At 38.0% G+C, this 14314-nt stretch carries 20 protein-coding genes; 1 reads left to right on the top strand and 19 read right to left on the bottom strand.

Annotated elements, in window-relative coordinates; translation table 11 throughout:
- Positions 1 to 79 precede the first annotated feature (79 nt).
- The 19 genes from Megvenef_RS02755 to Megvenef_RS02665 form a co-directional block, all read right to left on the bottom strand.
- Positions 80 to 793, bottom strand: coding sequence for a PDDEXK nuclease domain-containing protein (locus Megvenef_RS02755; RefSeq protein ID WP_322776473.1), 714 nt, complete (start codon positions 791 to 793; stop codon positions 80 to 82).
- Between the two features lie 134 nt (positions 794 to 927).
- Complete coding sequence (locus Megvenef_RS02750; RefSeq protein WP_322776472.1) at positions 928 to 1221, bottom strand: hypothetical protein; 294 nt, start codon at positions 1219 to 1221, stop codon at positions 928 to 930.
- A 58-nt stretch (positions 1222 to 1279) separates the two neighbouring features.
- Entirely contained in the window at positions 1280 to 1480 is a 201-nt protein-coding gene (locus Megvenef_RS02745) for a conjugal transfer protein TraD (protein ID WP_322776471.1), read from the bottom strand.
- Positions 1473 to 1823, bottom strand: coding sequence for a hypothetical protein (locus Megvenef_RS02740; protein ID WP_322776470.1), 351 nt, complete (start codon positions 1821 to 1823; stop codon positions 1473 to 1475). Before Megvenef_RS02740 ends, Megvenef_RS02745 begins: the two co-directional genes overlap by 8 nt.
- A complete protein-coding gene (locus tag Megvenef_RS02735) occupies positions 1816 to 2019 on the bottom strand; it encodes a hypothetical protein (protein WP_322776469.1) in 204 nt (67 codons plus the stop codon). The genes Megvenef_RS02740 and Megvenef_RS02735 overlap by 8 nt, the downstream gene beginning before the upstream one ends.
- Entirely contained in the window at positions 2019 to 2201 is a 183-nt protein-coding gene (locus tag Megvenef_RS02730) for a hypothetical protein (protein WP_322776468.1), read from the bottom strand. The genes Megvenef_RS02735 and Megvenef_RS02730 overlap by 1 nt, the downstream gene beginning before the upstream one ends.
- Before the next feature lie 312 nt (positions 2202 to 2513).
- Positions 2514 to 2960, bottom strand: a complete 447-nt coding sequence (locus Megvenef_RS02725) for a hypothetical protein (protein ID WP_322776467.1) — start codon at positions 2958 to 2960, stop codon at positions 2514 to 2516.
- A 1-nt stretch (position 2961) separates the two neighbouring features.
- Positions 2962 to 3405, bottom strand: a complete 444-nt coding sequence (locus tag Megvenef_RS02720; protein ID WP_322776466.1) for a hypothetical protein — start codon at positions 3403 to 3405, stop codon at positions 2962 to 2964.
- Between the two features lie 12 nt (positions 3406 to 3417).
- Positions 3418 to 4065, bottom strand: coding sequence for a conjugal transfer protein TraW (locus Megvenef_RS02715; RefSeq protein ID WP_322776465.1), 648 nt, complete (start codon positions 4063 to 4065; stop codon positions 3418 to 3420).
- Positions 4047 to 6812: a TraC family protein gene (locus Megvenef_RS02710; protein WP_322776464.1), complete on the bottom strand. Its 2766-nt coding sequence runs from the start codon at positions 6810 to 6812 to the stop codon at positions 4047 to 4049. The genes Megvenef_RS02715 and Megvenef_RS02710 overlap by 19 nt, the downstream gene beginning before the upstream one ends.
- Positions 6812 to 7126 (bottom strand): protease-associated domain-containing protein, encoded by a 315-nt coding sequence (locus Megvenef_RS02705; protein WP_322776463.1) that lies wholly within the window; start codon positions 7124 to 7126, stop codon positions 6812 to 6814. Before Megvenef_RS02705 ends, Megvenef_RS02710 begins: the two co-directional genes overlap by 1 nt.
- Before the next feature lie 9 nt (positions 7127 to 7135).
- On the bottom strand, positions 7136 to 8344 hold the full coding sequence (locus Megvenef_RS02700) for a TraB/VirB10 family protein (RefSeq protein WP_322776462.1): 1209 nt from the start codon (positions 8342 to 8344) through the stop codon (positions 7136 to 7138).
- A complete protein-coding gene (locus Megvenef_RS02695) occupies positions 8341 to 9108 on the bottom strand; it encodes a TraK domain-containing protein (RefSeq protein WP_322776461.1) in 768 nt (255 codons plus the stop codon). The genes Megvenef_RS02700 and Megvenef_RS02695 overlap by 4 nt, the downstream gene beginning before the upstream one ends.
- The gene (locus Megvenef_RS02690; protein WP_322776460.1) at positions 9101 to 9676 is read right to left on the bottom strand and encodes a TraE/TraK family type IV conjugative transfer system protein; all 576 of its coding nucleotides are present in this window, start codon (positions 9674 to 9676) and stop codon (positions 9101 to 9103) included. The genes Megvenef_RS02695 and Megvenef_RS02690 overlap by 8 nt, the downstream gene beginning before the upstream one ends.
- A gap of 80 nt (positions 9677 to 9756) precedes the next feature.
- Positions 9757 to 10041: a hypothetical protein gene (locus Megvenef_RS02685; protein ID WP_322776459.1), complete on the bottom strand. Its 285-nt coding sequence runs from the start codon at positions 10039 to 10041 to the stop codon at positions 9757 to 9759.
- A gap of 8 nt (positions 10042 to 10049) precedes the next feature.
- Entirely contained in the window at positions 10050 to 10367 is a 318-nt protein-coding gene (locus Megvenef_RS02680; protein ID WP_322776458.1) for a hypothetical protein, read from the bottom strand.
- Between the two features lie 35 nt (positions 10368 to 10402).
- Positions 10403 to 12022 (bottom strand): autotransporter domain-containing protein, encoded by a 1620-nt coding sequence (locus tag Megvenef_RS02675; protein ID WP_322776457.1) that lies wholly within the window; start codon positions 12020 to 12022, stop codon positions 10403 to 10405.
- Positions 12019 to 12216, bottom strand: coding sequence for a hypothetical protein (locus tag Megvenef_RS02670; RefSeq protein WP_322776456.1), 198 nt, complete (start codon positions 12214 to 12216; stop codon positions 12019 to 12021). The genes Megvenef_RS02675 and Megvenef_RS02670 overlap by 4 nt, the downstream gene beginning before the upstream one ends.
- Before the next feature lie 39 nt (positions 12217 to 12255).
- Positions 12256 to 13740 (bottom strand): DnaA N-terminal domain-containing protein, encoded by a 1485-nt coding sequence (locus Megvenef_RS02665; protein ID WP_322776455.1) that lies wholly within the window; start codon positions 13738 to 13740, stop codon positions 12256 to 12258.
- A 207-nt stretch (positions 13741 to 13947) separates the two neighbouring features.
- On the opposite strand from Megvenef_RS02665, the gene Megvenef_RS02660 reads away from it, so the two are divergent.
- A partial coding sequence (locus tag Megvenef_RS02660) for a helix-turn-helix domain-containing protein (protein WP_322776454.1) occupies positions 13948 to 14314 on the top strand: 367 nt, incomplete at its 3' end.

The following is a 14314-nucleotide window of genomic DNA, read 5'->3' as shown; positions in this document are numbered from 1 at the left end:
CTATGGCTCATTTTATGATCAAATTCGAAGGGAGAATTTAAGTGCCTATAATCGAATTTACACAAATAGATGGAAAGTCTCAGAAAAGTAGATCGAGATAGTAGTCCTCACCCTCAAGTTCAATATGATATTGATTGCCAATAAAGGCAAAACCCTGCCCAAGTTCAAGTAGGAATTTCCTGATATGATCTATAAGCTTTCCTTCTAACTCACGCTCATGAATCTTTCCTTGAATATCGAGAAATTCTAAATTATATGGATCTTTAATTATACTTTGCGCTAGGTCTGATTGAGCTGCCGGCAAAGTACTCTTGAAATTGTTTATGCTCTTACCATCTCTTGCGTACAAATTACTTTGGATCTGTATGCTAAGAACATTACGTGACCAACCATTTTCTATAGTTTTTTGTATGTACCAAATTCGCTGCTTAGGATCGGAAATTTTGTCTAAAATGGTACATGTATGAAACCATGGAATTAGCGCAGCAGTCTGCTGCGTAAATTCAAAGTCGGTAAATTCTCGTGCAAAAGTCTGCATATATACAAGGTTTCTAGCACTTAATCCTTTCATTTCAGGAAACTCCTTACGCAAATCATTTGAGATGCTCTCAATAACCTTAGTTCCCCAACCCTCATTATCTTGACGCTCAAGTATTTGACTACCTATACGCCAATAAAGAGAAATCATTTCTTTGTTTACGGATAAATGCGCCCTTATTCGCGCCTGACTGATTTCCGTCTTAAGCGTTTGTATTAGTGCTGCGTAATTATTATTATCTAGTTCTTTTGTCATATTCTTTTTCTACCTTCTTTTAAGTTATTGCATATTATGCAACAACTACCCTTTTTAATCCAATTTATCAGTTTCATTACTAGCAAAATGAACGTTTGACTCACCCATCATCTGAGATGTTTGATAGGAGATATTCAAAATACTCTGGGCAAAATTATAACTAAATTGTAATACTGAGTTTGATAAGTTTTACCATCTAATCCAGTATGTGCAAAATTTGCACATACTGAGGTCTCTAACTCTTCTTCTTTTAAAATATTGCTTATATGTTTTGTAATAACGCTTCTCTCTTTATCAAATAACTTCGCAATCTGCGCTTGTGTTAAACACGTCGTTTCATCACTCAGTTTTACACTTACTTCAATATCACCAGATTCATTCTTAAATATCGCTACTTGATTTTCTAATTCGCTTCTTACTTCTACCATCGCTAATACCTATATCTTAAATTTCTAGATTACTGACTTATACATACTAGATAGATTATTATTTTTCTCCAACCAACAATTCCCTGCCAAGCTTTGCCCAACGTTCTTTCACGGCAGGCTTTTCTTGCATAGCGCGCTTGCAATCAAGTAACATTCCGTAGAGCACATAAGCCTCTGCTGGATGCATATGATCAAGCTCAGCCTTTACCAACAACCCGCCTAGCTGTATTTTCTTTCTGGCATCCTCCTTTCTATCCATGAGCTTTCTCCTCTTTAACTGCAACTGATTGTAAAGTAGTGTTCGTATTGCTCGACTTAGAACCACCCCGTAACTTGTTACTGTGTAATTTGTTACTGGGTAGCTTACTACTGGGTATTTTAGTTTGCCCTAGCTGCATCAGCTCTATAAGTAAGCCAGACGCAGCATTTGCTGGATTATTTGCATATATAGCAAGACCAGCAAGCAATCTGTTATCCAAAGTTAGGCCACCATTTGATTGCAATACATTGACAATTTCTTCTATGCGTAGAGGCAACAATCTTGCCTTTTCTTCCTCTAATGCCTTGATCTTCTCTAATATTCTTGACGTATCTTTACTCATGAGTTACCCCTTGTTTTTCTACTATGTATTTTTGTTTATATTCAACTCCCGCCTCATAATTGCCCCCGTACTTTGTAATAGCACCCAAGAGCAGCAATATAATAAATATCAACATCATTAAAATGCTGATTGGCTTTTGGACATATAGGAAGCCATACAGCACTTGAGATAACATTACTTTAATTTGTTTTTTCATTACTTTTCCGATAAAAAAGGTTGAATTTCATCTGGTTTTACAAGGCTTTTAAATAATTCCTTAGATACTAAATACACTTCTTCGTTCTCATCTGGCGGTAATTGGATTTTTACAGCACTTCCCGAAAGAACAGCACTTGCTATATATGTATCGACATGCCGCAGAAAGAAAGATTTAGGCACGCTACTTAGTGTTTTATCTATTTATTAAAAATCCTCATATATGTAATCTCCATTTTGCTGATACAATTAATCTGTTTATTCATTATGCTTGCTATTAAAAAATATCTTTCGATTTTCTTTTATATTTGCCTCTTTTCTTCTAATGCATATGCTGCAGATAAATTAGACAATTTTCTCATAACTTTTACCAAAGAGCATTGGATTGCTTTATTAATATTTATCCCCAGCGCAATTCTTGGTATAGAATTAGCAATACAAACCAAAATAACTTTTGTTTCAATAAGCCTCGCTATTCTCTCAGTAATGTACCTTTTATATACCTTGCTTTTCTCTTAAACTTAGGTGCTTCTCCAAAAAATACATACATCTTCTAGTACCACGCACTGTGCAACTATTTCCTAGGTCTTCAACCAGATATTTTTCGTCATCTAAGATTAAATATTTTGTGCCAAATATATATCTTTCACCAATTTTGCTTTGTAACTCCAGTCCTGCTTCATACATCTCTTTTACCAGCTGATCAAAGTTTCCTTCATATACCTTCTCTATACTCTTCAACCGCCTGCTCAAAAACGGCAGTAAGTTATGAATAGCACAGCCAGCATGAACCAGAAAATAACATATCAGAAGACCTAAAAGCGAAATCACCTTGCTCTCTTGAGGCAACACTATCAGGAGCAATACAAATAGCCAAAGTCCTGTCACGCTTGCACGGTCATATAACTGACTCTTATTAAAAATAGATAATTTGTCTTTCATCCTAACGCTCCTGTGTTTTTGTAGCTTCATTCGCAATAAGCAAAATGTTCTTCAGCAGAAGCAGGAAGCAAAATGTAGCCAAAGGCTTTAGTGCCAATTCACCAACTAACCCTGAGGCAAATAACGTTTTTGACATTAAGACAGATGCAAGTGAAAGCAAGTAACAACAGACCCCAAGTCCTATAATAAGCTTTGAGTGCGAACTTTGTTTAAGAACGCCTAATACTATGGCCGCTAATCCCATTAGCTTGGCATATTCATTAATAGCTATTGCCATATCAAAGTTACTATTGGCCGAATAGGGAAATATTGCTCCCCCAAACACCCATAGAATGATTGTCATTAGAACCAAACTCCAATTATATGGCGTGTTCATAATTTTGTTAGCAATGCAACAGATGGTATCTTCTAATTTTGTAGTTTGTTTTAATTCCGTATCTTGCATAATATTCTCCTCTTAGTTTGTTAGATTAATTTCATCAATACGTATTTTTAGCCCTTCTTGCGACGCTATTGCCGGGCTATGTTTAATGCCGAATCTCGTTGTTAGCTCGCCGCTTTGATCAAAATATACTTTGTCCTCGTGTTTTTGACCAAGTATCTCCTTGAGCTTAAATACACTCCCACCAACTAAGATAATTCTGTCTTCTACAGGCTCTTTCTGCTCAGGCAGCGGATTATTTAGTTGCTCTTGTAGCCACTCCACTTGTGTTGCTTCTCTACTATCAATAAAAAATAATCGTCTGTTTAAATCCATATGTTCTAAAGGATTTACCCTTGTCCCTGCCTTATGTAATACTTTGCCACACGGTAACACTGCATCATCATCTAACGTATATGTGGGATCAAAATAAAATGTTCTGTTTTTGCCTGCTCCAGTTATGCCAATTACTGGAACTGGATTCTCTACCCTATCTATAGCTATTTTTTGCATCTTCTCTCTTTCTGCCTCCATATCTATTTCTGCTAGTTTGCGTTTCATCATCTGTGTAAAAGCTTCTTCCTCAATTTTAAATGTATTCCCCAGCTTGCCTAAATCATTAGCCATCGTAATTTCAGCTATACCAAATACACTTAATAAAAAAACTAAGAGTAACTTATACATTTTTTTTCTCCTTCTAGTGACCCCAGCTCAGGCAATGTGCCGTATTTCTTTGACAATGCCATTATCGCCTCATGTTTAGTCAGCCCTTCCCTTTCCTTTTCCATCAAGAATTTAAAGTCAGTGTCTTCAGTTGAAAACATCGCCGTTGAATATGCATCTGTCGCAAGCCTACCAACAACAGTTGCGCCATCCGTATTAATCAATATTTCTGAATATTTGTTTTGGCTGCATTTCTTAACGCTAGCAATTAATGGAGCAAATTTTCTGTAACTCTCTGAAGCATTAAATGAGGCAATTCCTTCTTCTTTCTGCTGTAATATCAGTTTCCATGTTGAGCATTCAAGAACTGCCGCTTGAGATTTGCGTTTTCCACAAGCGTTGCTAAAACTAGACAAATCCTGTGTACACACACCAAGACTACCACCATATTTTCTTACTGTTCTGGCAAATCGTTCTAGAAAATTTGCTGCAAAATCTAAAATAAGCCAGGCTTCATCAACAATTAGCATAAAACGTTTTGATCTATCTCCGCACAGGAACTGCATCGTTATTTGCATTAATATGACTTGCAAGACAACTGCTAAAAGTGGCTCATCATTTTTTAATTCCTCTAGCTCAAAGACTGTTAATGCTCTTTTGAAGGTTGCATTTGCTCCATTAGAAAAAAAGCGGCCATGGGTACCTTCTTCTGTATATGGATAAAGGCAATCAGCAAACCTTGATGCACCTTCTACCGCTTCACCTTTTCTATCTTTTAGATTGTCTAGTATTTGACATAGTTTAGTGATATCAAGCTCTCTTCCATACTTTGCTACTCCTTCATTTATTGCTCTTTCAATTATCGCTTCTCCCCAAACATCACCGTTAACACCGCACATTGTAGCTAGCATCGCCTTGGCATAAATAATGGAGTCCTTAGTTACAAAATGAGTTTTTATATTGCCTAGCTCGTCCTGTCCTTTGATTTCTAAAATTTCAATACCGTCACTCTCTTTTACCCCGGCACTTGCCCCACTTTTTCCAATGCGTAACGCCTCTATTCTCTCTAAACTTAATCCAGTCTTTAATTGTATTTCTTCATCATCAATTCCTTGCTCCATCAACTGCAGGGCTTTCATTAATACCGCGCCGCTATCTGCCAAAGAAGCGAACGGATTTAAAGAAATATTACAGCTATGGTTAAACTGGATCATTTCTCCATCCAGCACTTTGCAGATGTTTTTGTAGCTAGCACCGATATCAAGTACAAATACCGCGACGTCCTTTGATATCATGCTTTGGGCTACCTCTAGCAAGGTGAATGTCTTACCTGAACCAGGAGGAGCCATAACCACAAAATTGTAGTTACCACCCCCGCCAATACGATAAAATGGATCCCAGTTAAATATCTGGCCACGCCTACCTATAAACAATGCTCCTGATGTCGGCACTCCTTTCCATTCACCTTGAATCGGTAATTTGGCAACAACTTCGCCGCTAAGTGCATATCTTGTTAGTTTAAAAAACTTCAATGACGGCCAGTAGGAATATTGCATCATCGGTAACATTGCAAGTGAGCTAATGCGCATAATACGTTTGCAAGGCTCTAGCTTCCAATCATAGGTATTGTATAAGCTCTTTAGTACTTCTTCTGCTATTTCAATCTCATTACTTGGAGCAGTTAGCATCACTAACATTGATTCTTGCAAGAAGCTTTCACCTCTTTTAGCTAACGCCTTAACTTCAACCCATTGCCTTGCTTCCTCTTGAGCAACCAGGTCATTTTTAGTATATGATTTTTGAGCAGCATGGATAGATCTACTACCGGCTGCATTCATTGCTGATGCACCCTTTGACCCAAGATTATTAGCTATCGTATATGAAATCACAAACCTACCCGGGATACTTCGGTGATCGTTACCAAGTAGATTAATCATTTCAGCAAGGCAAAATGATTCAGGTAGTTCGCTTGGCGCAAATACTTTTGATACTAAACCTGTGTTATGATGAATAATTTGATCGATTTCTACAGTGTTTGGTACTAAAGGTTCTAGTATTTGGTCAGCTAGATTATTAAAAATATTATATTTGGGTTTTTGCTGTCTTTTCGTTTTTTTGTTCAAATTCATTTGCAGTAAATCGCGGCCAACAACGATTAAATCAGCAGCCGTGCAACTTCTTGGATTGAGGTTTTCTGCCTTTAATTTGTTTTCTAATTTCTTTTTAAACTTAAGCAAAGACTCAACAGTTTTATCACCGCCATCTTTAATCGAGTAGGTTACAAAACTGCGATAATTACGAGCGAGTCTACCATCATCAGCCGAAGAAAAATCTCTCGCTAAATTTTCAATAAAATGCCTTCTATAGGCCGTCATTTTCTCTAGCGGTTGCCCGCCATATTTACGCCCACCTTGCCACATATCTAAAATATGCTCTACCTCATGCGAAGCAATTATCAGAAACTGTAAATAACCACCAGCCGGTAACTCATCGGCAAAAAACATAGTAAAGTTCTTCTCAATAGAATCATTACTACCTACAATAGGATCTATTTCAAACCAACAACCAATACTCCCCTCGCTAAATACAACTCCGCTACTATCTTCAGCAAATTTGTAAAGCAACGATGAGCTAAGAGGTTTTGCTCCTTTAGTATCTTGCTCTAAGGCTGCCATAGTTTCAGTCATAGGATCAAATCCTCTTTCGCCCTCTACTTTAAAACCGCATACTCGTGCAAACTTACTAAAATGTTTTTCTATTGCTAGCATTAGATTGCTTCCCCGCTTAACTGGTAATCAGATACGACCGCTTTGGTCATAGGTTGCAGCAGTACGTCGTTCTTCTGGCTTTCTTTGCATTTACGACCGCGACAGTTCTTCTTTTTGTCAGTAAAATTCTCTATCTCGCCATTAGCAATCATCCTGTCTACTCTATCCATACTCATACAATTAGCCCCTCTTGCATCACCGCATGAAAAACTACTGCTGTAAGTACTGCACCCAGTTAAAAAGATACTTATTAACAAAATAGATGTTGCTTGATACTTAGCCATTTTTTTCCAATTCATCATGTTTTTCTCCATCTTGCGCCCCTATTGCTTTGCTTGTTTAATTTTCTGATGAGTATTAATCTCCCCAACAAAAAAACCTTTAGTTATCTGAGCATTAACTCTAACCCCAGATGGTATTGTTAAAACAGGCGACATTGCTTCTGCTTGTCTTAAATAGTAATCAGCTAGCTTCTCTCCAGCATTACTAGTACCCGTTAAGGCACCTTGACTCAGCATATCGCCCATACCCTTTTTCTTAGTGGAGATTAATCCAGACCCGCTGATCACTCCGCCTTCTTGTCCTTTTGCGCTGCCACTTAAGCCACTAATTAAGCCACCAACCATTGCATTCTTAATATGTTTAGAACTAGTAGATACTACCGTACCTTTAATGCCGTTATAACCGTCTGGTCCAAAAATTTGGCCAGCTATTTTACTTGTCTCATAAAGTCCATCACGCTCACAAACCAGCTTCTCAAGGCGAATTATTGCCCTCTCAGATGATAAATCACCATAAGCGCTACCCATAATGCTACATTTAGCTATATCTGTTTTATTAGCTTTGTTGAGATTGCCTCTACCGGTTAACCTAATGCTCACAGGCGTTGCATTCTCATCTGGCGTACTAATGGCAGTCGATACCACCACCCCGCCAAGTAAATAACCTGTAAAATACGTCCCTTCTGGAATATAATTTGCAGCTGATTTTGGTCGATCAAACTCTATTTCTTGCTCAAACTCTTGCACCGACATAGCATTATGGTGTGTTGGGACAGAAGCAAGGCGCTCTTGCTCTTCTCCCGCAACTCGGCGTAAATCCAAACTGGCACTGGTTAATTCTTCTTGCGCTGCTTTAAGCTTTTCCTTGGTTTTGCTTAATTCTTGCTCAATAGCACTGTTTGCTTTTGCCACCAGCTGATCTTGAGCTGATTCCATTGTTTTAAGGCGTTCATTGATTTCTTCTTTTTGAACAGCCATGATATTTTCAAAATGCTCACGCCATCTTTTTTCAGTATCAATAGTAGTATCAGGTAGCTCAATCTTTGTAGTTGTCATCTCTATTGGCTCATTCTTTTTCGCATATGTTTTGTTCTTTTCCTGTACCAAAATAACCAAGCCAAAACCTATGAGAACAATAGTGCCAATTACCAATTTTAAGATTAGTTTTTGACGCGCAGATATAGCTTTGTTATTATCATTTTCTCCTCGGCCGAACGTTGCTCCAATGATTTCCTTTAATTGTTCAATCATGACTCTAACTCCTTCCTTAACACTAAAAATGCCTCCATACTATCACCGCTTTTTAAGAGCTGATTGTGTAGCGAAACTGCTAAAACTCCTTTAAACGCTTTAGCTAAACTTTTTGCATCAATTGAAACCTCTTTTTTGCCTTTGTTCTTGAGCGTCAAGACCACACCGACCAAATTCCCAAAACGATAAACCATGTTCTGCTCGGCATTTAAAGCAGCAAAAGTTTCATTGCTATCTGTATTAATTTTCACCACTCTCTTCATCTGTGTGACATAGTATTTACCATTTGCTTTGCTCATCATGGCATTGAGTAATCGTTTAATTTCTAAGGTCTCCTCAAGCTTGGCTAAGCTCTCATCTTGCAACTCAACTCGTACTATTTTCGGTCTATCGGCCTCTACTGTATGCAGCAATAGATCAATAACCCTACCCCCAGCTAATTGAACCGCTAGGGCAAAGCTTTTTCCTGCCTCTATCTTTGATGTTAAAAACAATTCACTGCCGTTATGTGATAGTAGCGCGCTATACTCGGCAGAGTCTCCCCAGATGGTAGTTGCAATAAATGGGGCTATGCTAATGCGGTTAATGCCAGTGGAACTAATAGTCACCTGAGCAGGTTGTTTGTATTCTATATACAACTCTTCTTTTTTGGCGTAATCAGTTCCCAAATTTGCTCCATAACTACTACTGCTTAAGAGCAATATTGGGATTAACACCGCATATATTGGCACAAGTTTTCTTCTACTCATTTTCATCTTATTCATTCTCAATGTCCTCTTTTGACAATTTAACAAACTGTTTCAAAAGCAATCGCCCCGATACCCATGAAAAAGATAATTGATAAATAGCCGGTTCACTCTCAAAGCCTCTGTTACCAAACCTACTAACGAGCTGACCAAATGCCCTAACTGTCAAAGCAGAAGCATCTGTCTCTAGTTTTTTCAAGGCAAAATGAGTGCTAAGTGCAAAATGCTCATATTTCTCCTTGGCATTAGCGAAATATTCCCCTAGCAACTTTAATCCAGCTAGATCAGTTGTTGCCACATGCGCTAATACCCTATCTCTTTTCCAAGCAATCGATGTAGTGTCCAAATCAAGTAACAAAGGCAAATACATCGCAGCATTTTCTTCCAAATAACTTGATGATACATTTTGATCAGTTGTCCAAGCTTCTTGCTGCAACCCAGGAACAAGTATTGTTCTCTCAGAAACACTAAGTAACTTAAGACTAACAAGTATTAGGCTAGCTAGAGATAAAGCACAGAGCACCATAAAGACATTACGTTGCCTGGCCACAGTTTCTATATTTTGACTCATTACATTTAATTGCATTTTCTTTATTTCCCTTCTGTGTTTCTCTTCTCTATTTATTTGTATGATTGTATGTCTATATGTTTTTCTTCTAGCTAGCCCTACAATTCCTCTTTCTCTGACGATTCAGGGATATTGCGACTAATCCAATCCTTGGCATAAGGCAAATTCCAATATAAAAACCTCTGAAAACCACCATTATACATTGAATTAGAAATCCAATTTCCTAAGGCAAAACCTATTCCACCTGCCCCAAGACCCAAAATCACTCCTTTGCTTAAGCCAACCAGCACTATACCAACCACGCATCCAATTAAAGAACCAATGCTAAAATTGTATAATTTTCGTTGTTTGTTCAAACAGGGAATAAAAGTACGTTTCTTCATTTCTTCTACTATTTCAACATTGCAATCATACCTAAAATCACTGCACCGGCTGCACCAGCAGTCATTCCCGCTCTTATTGCTCTTTGACGACCATCTCCCTCACCAAATAATGCCGCCGCCCCCGAAGTCATAATCACCCCCTTTCCCCAATGAGCCTCTATACCGGCAATAATCGGATTAGCAGCTGCGGCAACTCCTGCATCGATATCAAACTTAGCCCAGGCAATTTCAGCAAAGAGCATTCCTCCAGTCATTGCCATAGAAGCTAAAGCCAATCCTTTAATAAGTTTTTTTGTAGTTAGTTTTTTGTCCGTTAAGTTACTCATTTTGTTTTCCTCATTTGTTGTTATTGTTGTTTAAATTAGAAATTCACCCTTACTTTGGCAAAACCCATATACCTCCTGCTTTTACCTTGCCAACTACGTTCATATCCCCCGCCAATTTCAAACATATTGCTGGCAATAGTTAAACCCGTTCCAAGGCGTAATACTCCTTGTGAGTTGTTTGTCTTTTGGCTGATAATTGTTTGATTAAGCTGGTTGGATATTGTTTGTTTATTACCTTTGCGCCATAAAGCATGGCTATAGTCAACACTCACTTCCGGCATTAGCGTCAAACTGCTTACATCCATAAAGCCGGTAGTGACAACACCGCTCATTAGATTAAATTCTTGCTGCTTGGATTTATTGATTTTAATCGAGCCATCATTATATGATTTTAAATCCAGCTGGTTGTATGACCCACCAATTTTGGGGCTAATCATTAAATATTCACTTGAATATAGATTATAGTTAGCAGATAATGCCCCTCCCAAAAGAGTAGCTTTTCTTTTTGCTTTGCCGGCATTGATTGAGGTAGAATCGATTTTAATTTGCGCCATACCATAGGAAATATTGCCGCTAATGATTAGATCGTCATCAAGGGCGTTACTGCCATATAAACTGAAAATATTATTGCTAATATTAGTCGTATTAATTGTCGTATTTACAATTGAGTTCTTGCCTTTAGAATCATTGTGACTAAGCGCAATACCAATTGTACTATCCTCATCAAGTTTAATATCAACACCAATAATCACACCACGTAAATTCACCTTACTATCAACAATAGAGTTAGCTGACTTTTGTTTGTCGGTTTGCTTGCCCCAAAATCCCTTTACCCATACACCATGATCTAAAGAATCATCCCCGGATGCAAAACCACTAACGGACATTCTATTTAAATGGCTCAATCTATCATAGGTAAGAGAACTAATATTATTAAGGCCCGCTACTAGCTGTTTATTATGGGAATCTATTTGCGCAATGGTCATTTCAGCTTTGGGCTTTAAGGCGATCACATCAATTATCGATGTATCTCCCATTAACTTACGAAAATGCAACGCCCGAATGGCAGTAGCATCATTAATTTGGCGCAAGACATTACGCAACTCGTCCACGCTCATGTTGCTAATATCAAGCGTGCCGATAGTAATCAGATTTTCTGCCGTGAATGCTCCACAGCTACTACCGTCACTTTGCTGGCGAACTTGTAGATCAATCAGCTCAATAGTTGGATCAATCTCTGTTAAGATTTGAGCAACTAACGCCCCATTACTTGTTGATGCAATCGGGCTACCAAAAGAATCATTGTAGATAACGCGAATACGACCATCATCAGTAGCTTTAATCGCTAGTGCTGCCCAATGACTATTGCCAAAGTTAATCGGTATCAGTGCGCTACCCGTAGCTCTAGACGCTGCTACTGAGCTGCTGACAATATCACTAACTAATTCTCTGCTCTCAAATGGCAAGGCAGGAGCAATATAGGAACTATCTCCTACCCTGCTTTTAATCACCGCTCTGATGTCATCATCGGCGTACCAATAGCCACTTTGAATTAAATTAGCCGGATTTGGTGCAGCAAGTGAGCTAGTGCTAAACGTCAGCGCCATAGCAGTAGCAAACTTAAGAGCCATTTGTTTTGATGAGTTTCTAGTCATTTGCCCTGCTCCTTTTTAAGCGCAGCAATAGCTGCTTTATAAAAAGCTTCAGGCACCAGGTAAACACTCTCCTCATTGCTTAGTTCAATTCTATGGATGCTGAATTGTGCATTCCTTATTATTGTGGTAGCGTTTTCTAGTAATGAGCTTTGCTGCCATTCTATTACTTTGTACTCGTCTTCTTTATTGGTCATAAGTTCCTCTAATTTTTACACCCTTCCCAGATTAATTTTTCAACAAGACACACCGATTAAATTATAGTTCTGCCCTTGGCATAACTTCTCGATCAGCGTGCTATATTTGGCTTGTACCCAGTCCTTGATAAAATCACTGGGAGCACGAAGGATAATGCTTCTATTATCGTCATTGATTTCTGGCTCTAGCTTACTAAACCAGTTGGTGTCTATTGCTTTGCCATCTTCACCATAATATGAAACTAGCATCGACCTGACTTTGCCCCAAATGCCCAAATCTTCAGTTTGCTTATCCAGAGGGGTAATTGTGGTTGATTGTTCTAAGTTTGATTTATTAAAGTGTTGATTGGCGTTGATGGATCTACTCACACTATTTGCAATAACCATCTCTATTTTATTAATATGATTGCCAAACACCGCCCTTATTTGTTCTAGGATCATTTGCTGCTGCAAATCACTAAGGTGCAGCTCATGCGACAATTCAATAGCAAAGCTATTATTAGAAGATTGGTTGCCAATGCTCCAATCCTGAATCGTTGCCGCCCTTAGAAACTGATAGGCAGTTTTTGGTGCAAGTACCGCTGCTAATTTGCGGCGTAGTTGTGCGATAGGAGAAGTATCTTTACTATACTCAACTTCTTCTAAATAAAGGGCTTGAGCAATTTCTACCTGATCTCTGTTACAATTAAGCTTAAAGTCTACAGAAGATATTTGTACAGCATCACGCATTTCATAAGAGAGCACCTTACTCATATAGCTCATGAAAGCTTCTTTGCTAGGAAAACGATGCTGAGTATGTCTCTTACTAAGTTTTAGCAAGATCTCATTGACCGCGGTAATAGTAAAATCCCTACCTGAAACTTTCTGCAAAAGAGTAATGTCCGATTGAACTAGCGGATAAAAAGAAGTCAAGTCAGCTTTCTCTCTAGCTAAACCTAAAAAACTATTCTTAAAAATACTAGATTCAATAGATTCAGTAGATCTATTTTTTCTTAAAGATATCTTTCTATTACTTATATGATCCAGGTGTTTTTCTGAAGTACTAGGGATGGAATTTCCTAATACCTCATTATCAAAAAGATCACCTTCATCATCATCAGATGAACCTTCATCATTATTTTTAACAACAACGTACTTTGCTTTTAAGCTGAGTAATTTCGGTAGGTTGATTTTGAGATGCAGCTCATTAGGAAAATTACGGCCATGCACTACGACAGTTCTAAACGAACGAATAGCAATATCAGCGCAGTGCAGTCTTAGAGTAGCCTCTTGCAGCTGAGCACGGGTAAATTCAAACTTACGCTCAAAGTAAGCATAGCCATCATTGAATTCAGCACCGCCCTGTTTGCGGTGTAAAAACCACAATTCAGATAATATGGCAATCGCAACTAAATCAGGCTTACCACTGTCAGACTTAATCGCTTTGTACCACCAATGCGGTACTATGTTGCCAGAACCTAGGTTGACGCTAGTTCCTGAAACGGCTTTTGCCTTGCCCGAAGACGCAGCTTTTGTTATACTCATCTTGTCTCCTTAACATATTTGTCAATAAATATAAGTGTTATGTGAGTCTAAAGACTGTCCGCTGCTACGCTTTGTTTGGTGACAGGAGTAGTAGCCGACGGTTATTCCAGTACTTATACTGATAGTATATAGATTTTTTTGTATTTATACAATATACAAAAACAAAAATGTTTAATTTTTTCTAATTGTGGTAATCTTGCAAATAATATGTCGTATGAGTTATTAAAAGATAATATAGAGTCTCTTATTTCTCAAAAGAATTATAGAGTTTCAAAGGTAGAAGAATTAGCGGGAATAAAGCACGGCAACCTAAGTAATATCCTTACTGGTCGGTCAAAAAAGCCATCCGCTGAGATATTACTATCAATTGCTAACGTATTTGGCGTTACCGTAGAGGAATTATTTAAAAATAAAGCTATCCAGCCTTCAAAATATTTAACTAAAGAGGAGTTGAATTTATTCTTGAATATTATTACCTACTTGATTAATCAGATTGAATCTAAAAAAATTCCTATTTATTATAAAGACTTTATTTTTATGGTTAATGAAGTATATGAATATTCTTCTAGTAATG

Origin of the sequence: Candidatus Megaera venefica, assembly GCF_034554655.1 — a bacterium.
Taxonomy (GTDB): domain Bacteria; phylum Pseudomonadota; class Alphaproteobacteria; order Rickettsiales; family Rickettsiaceae; genus Megaera_A; species Megaera_A venefica.
Note: the sequence above shows the minus strand (reverse complement) of the source record. Positions and strands in the feature narration are given on the sequence as shown.

Excerpts from the sequence above, each read along its gene's own strand:
- Megvenef_RS02700 (WP_322776462.1), bottom strand. The coding sequence starts at position 8,344 with ATGATTGAACAATTAAAGGAAATCATTGGAGCAACGTTCGGCCGAGGA.
- Megvenef_RS02665 (WP_322776455.1), bottom strand. The coding sequence starts at position 13,740 with ATGAGTATAACAAAAGCTGCGTCTTCGGGCAAGGCAAAAGCCGTTTCA.
- Megvenef_RS02670 (WP_322776456.1), bottom strand. The coding sequence starts at position 12,216 with ATGACCAATAAAGAAGACGAGTACAAAGTAATAGAATGGCAGCAAAGC.
- Megvenef_RS02695 (WP_322776461.1), bottom strand. The coding sequence starts at position 9,108 with ATGAATAAGATGAAAATGAGTAGAAGAAAACTTGTGCCAATATATGCG.
- Megvenef_RS02755 (WP_322776473.1), bottom strand. The coding sequence starts at position 793 with ATGACAAAAGAACTAGATAATAATAATTACGCAGCACTAATACAAACG.
- Megvenef_RS02690 (WP_322776460.1), bottom strand. The coding sequence starts at position 9,676 with ATGCAATTAAATGTAATGAGTCAAAATATAGAAACTGTGGCCAGGCAA.
- Megvenef_RS02675 (WP_322776457.1), bottom strand. The coding sequence starts at position 12,022 with ATGACTAGAAACTCATCAAAACAAATGGCTCTTAAGTTTGCTACTGCT.
- Megvenef_RS02745 (WP_322776471.1), bottom strand. The coding sequence starts at position 1,480 with ATGGATAGAAAGGAGGATGCCAGAAAGAAAATACAGCTAGGCGGGTTG.
- Megvenef_RS02705 (WP_322776463.1), bottom strand. The coding sequence starts at position 7,126 with ATGGAGAAAAACATGATGAATTGGAAAAAAATGGCTAAGTATCAAGCA.
- Megvenef_RS02680 (WP_322776458.1), bottom strand. The coding sequence starts at position 10,367 with ATGAGTAACTTAACGGACAAAAAACTAACTACAAAAAAACTTATTAAA.
- Megvenef_RS02685 (WP_322776459.1), bottom strand. The coding sequence starts at position 10,041 with ATGAAGAAACGTACTTTTATTCCCTGTTTGAACAAACAACGAAAATTA.
- Megvenef_RS02750 (WP_322776472.1), bottom strand. The coding sequence starts at position 1,221 with ATGGTAGAAGTAAGAAGCGAATTAGAAAATCAAGTAGCGATATTTAAG.
- Megvenef_RS02715 (WP_322776465.1), bottom strand. The coding sequence starts at position 4,065 with ATGTATAAGTTACTCTTAGTTTTTTTATTAAGTGTATTTGGTATAGCT.
- Megvenef_RS02740 (WP_322776470.1), bottom strand. The coding sequence starts at position 1,823 with ATGAGTAAAGATACGTCAAGAATATTAGAGAAGATCAAGGCATTAGAG.
- Megvenef_RS02720 (WP_322776466.1), bottom strand. The coding sequence starts at position 3,405 with ATGCAAGATACGGAATTAAAACAAACTACAAAATTAGAAGATACCATC.
- Megvenef_RS02725 (WP_322776467.1), bottom strand. The coding sequence starts at position 2,960 with ATGAAAGACAAATTATCTATTTTTAATAAGAGTCAGTTATATGACCGT.
- Megvenef_RS02735 (WP_322776469.1), bottom strand. The coding sequence starts at position 2,019 with ATGAAAAAACAAATTAAAGTAATGTTATCTCAAGTGCTGTATGGCTTC.
- Megvenef_RS02710 (WP_322776464.1), bottom strand. The coding sequence starts at position 6,812 with ATGCTAGCAATAGAAAAACATTTTAGTAAGTTTGCACGAGTATGCGGT.